Source organism: Odoribacter sp., assembly GCF_985060555.1.
This window is the reverse complement of record NZ_CFKYFN010000098.1, coordinates 1-1,828: the sequence shown is the minus strand read 5'-3', so window position 1 is coordinate 1,828 and position 1,828 is coordinate 1. Positions and strand designations below refer to the sequence as shown.

3 protein-coding genes and 1 pseudogene are annotated in these 1,828 nt (G+C 46.3%); all 4 read right to left on the bottom strand.

Going from position 1 to position 1,828, the window contains the following annotated elements; genetic code table 11:
• Positions 1 to 185: 185 nt before the first annotated feature.
• The 4 genes and pseudogenes from AC5RDS_RS13380 to AC5RDS_RS13365 all read right to left on the bottom strand — a co-directional run bounded on the left by AC5RDS_RS13380 (position 186) and on the right by AC5RDS_RS13365 (position 1,723).
• Positions 186 to 667 (bottom strand): annotated as a pseudogene (locus AC5RDS_RS13380) (DUF7258 domain-containing protein).
• 15 nt (positions 668 to 682) lie between these two features.
• Positions 683 to 901, bottom strand: coding sequence for a DUF3873 domain-containing protein (locus AC5RDS_RS13375; RefSeq protein WP_007566728.1), 219 nt, complete (start codon positions 899 to 901; stop codon positions 683 to 685).
• Between the two features lie 19 nt (positions 902 to 920).
• Positions 921 to 1,133 (bottom strand): hypothetical protein, encoded by a 213-nt coding sequence (locus AC5RDS_RS13370; protein WP_040311811.1) that lies wholly within the window; start codon positions 1,131 to 1,133, stop codon positions 921 to 923.
• A gap of 56 nt (positions 1,134 to 1,189) precedes the next feature.
• Positions 1,190 to 1,723, bottom strand: a complete 534-nt coding sequence (locus AC5RDS_RS13365; protein ID WP_007566732.1) for an antirestriction protein ArdA — start codon at positions 1,721 to 1,723, stop codon at positions 1,190 to 1,192.
• Positions 1,724 to 1,828: the final 105 nt, after the last annotated feature.

The following is a 1,828-nucleotide window of genomic DNA, read 5'->3' as shown; positions in this document are numbered from 1 at the left end:
GCTCCTCTTATTTGTATGCAGATGTGAAATCTGCACACAAATAAGAGGGAAAGAATAAAAAACAGAGCCGTGACACAGTTCAGTTTACACTACCTAGGGAAAACGAACGGCTTCTTTGTTACTTTCTTCACCCGCTGGCAGGCTCACGGAAGAAAGTAACGGTGGCAAATAGCCGCCGTTCTTTATCAACTGGTTTTAAGGCTCTTTATGGACGTGTATTTCTCTAACCACACCTTTCCTGCTCCATGTTATATTCGCCCGTGATGATTGCCGTATGGTCGTTTATGGCTACAAACCGGACACTTTCATAGCTGTTTACCCAGCCTTGCAGGGAACAGACACCCCACGTTGCAACATCTTCAAAAACACTGCGGTCTATTTGGTTGATTGGCTCGCCGAAAACTACCGTCATTATCTGAAAGTCCGGCTTATCTACCAGCAGTTGCAAATGGTGCAGCGTGCCGAACTCGTCATTTTTGCGCCCCCATGCCCATACATCATTATACAAATCATCGCCCCATTGGTGCGGATGGTCGAAACGGACTTTTACCTCTATGGTGTGTTCGTTTTCTTTTGTGTCCTCGATAACGCCCGTTACCATTAAGCCCGTAAAAATGCACTCGCAACGCTTGCCGATAAGCTCCTTGTTTACTTCTGTCGTTTTCATGTTCCCAAAATTTACTTATTTATTACTCCGTTCTTTCTTCTCTATCCACCCGTCACGCCTGCGGCGGCACTCGTCCAGCGTTTTGGCTACCGTGCTGAATAGTTCGCCGTCCGTGTGGCGGTAGTCATATTGAAAATAAATCTGTCCCCTGAAAGCCCCTAAACAGCATTTCACGAACTTTTCTTCTCCCGGTGTTTGGGTAATGCTTACCCCGTTTTTGTTAAGTGACTGCATGATGTCCTATTTTTTATGGTTATAATATCAGTAAGAAAAGCAACGACAGGAAAAGCAGAGCCATGCCCAGCGCATAAACGACTGAAAGGCAGACACGGAGCAGGAAACAGGCGGCACGAAATACGATATACGCCGTTATCGCCGTGCCTGTTCCGGCTACGCTGGTGAACCGCCATGCAAGGCAGAGCAACAACACCCGCCAAAGGATTTTATAAATGCTTTTCCGTTTCATCACTTGGTTGTTTTTAGCGGGCAGGGCTTTGACACCCCGCCCGGATTGGTATTTGGTTATGCCGCCCGGAATACAAAACCGTCATCAAACCAGTAATCGCACATAAACAGGTCACGGGCGAACTTTTCATAATCGAAATAGGTCTTTGCAAACTCCGGCAGGTCGTAACATTCTTCTATGATTTCATAGGCGAAATCTTCTTCATCGTCATATTCCCCCTGATACTCGTCCCGGAAATCACATACAAGGTCGTCCGCATCTTCCTCGCTCAAATCACGGCTTTTGTAGTTGCACCACACGAAAAAGGCTTCCTGCTCGGTGTCGCTCAAATCCTCCACCGCATCACGCAGGGAAAAGAAATTTTCAGAAATCCAGCTTTCGCCGATTAAGCCCTCCGGCACGTTCTCCCAGTCCTGAAACATATATTCCGCATCTTCCTCGTCCTTGTGAAGTTCCCGGCAGGCTTCGTAAAATTCTTCCTTGTCCGAATAGTCCGAAAGGTCGAGCCATGCGCCGGACAATGAACCGATGTTATACTTGCCGTAAGTGCCTACATAAACTTTTGCTTCCGATAATACCTTTGCTTCCATATTGCTGTAATTTTTAAGTTTTTGATTTTATGCGGATTTGAGAGGTGAGGGAGTTGAAGTTTCACTGAACTTTTTTCCTGTTTCCCGTAAATCCGACTTTTTTTT

What these genes read in the sequence shown, in the direction of transcription:
- AC5RDS_RS13370 (WP_040311811.1), bottom strand. Translation starts at nt 1,133, where the DNA reads ATGAAACGGAAAAGCATTTATAAAATCCTTTGGCGGGTGTTGTTGCTC.
- AC5RDS_RS13375 (WP_007566728.1), bottom strand. Translation starts at nt 901, where the DNA reads ATGCAGTCACTTAACAAAAACGGGGTAAGCATTACCCAAACACCGGGA.
- AC5RDS_RS13365 (WP_007566732.1), bottom strand. Translation starts at nt 1,723, where the DNA reads ATGGAAGCAAAGGTATTATCGGAAGCAAAAGTTTATGTAGGCACTTAC.